The sequence below is a fragment of the Streptomyces sp. WM6378 genome, from assembly GCF_001279695.1.
GTDB lineage: Bacteria > Actinomycetota > Actinomycetes > Streptomycetales > Streptomycetaceae > Streptomyces.
Genome location: NZ_LGDD01000249.1, coordinates 1 through 251 on the forward strand (window position 1 = coordinate 1; position 251 = coordinate 251).

1 pseudogene is annotated in these 251 nt (G+C 62.9%); it reads left to right on the forward strand.

Annotated features, from left to right (window positions below):
• Positions 1 to 251, forward strand: a pseudogene (locus tag ADK54_RS20085) (potassium-transporting ATPase subunit B); the annotation flags it as partial.

The window sequence follows — 251 nt, forward strand, 5'->3', positions numbered from 1 at the left end:
GCGATCATCCCGGCGATGTTCGCGGTGGTCTACCCGGGCCTGGACAAGCTCAACATCATGAGCCTGCACAGCCCCGAGTCGGCGATCCTGTCCGCGGTCATCTTCAACGCGCTGATCATCATCGCCCTCGTACCGCTGGCCCTGAAGGGCGTGCAGTACAAGCCGACCAGCGCCGACAAAATGCTCCGCCGCAACCTCGGCATCTACGGCCTGGGCGGTCTGATCGCCCCGTTCATCGGCATCAAGATCAT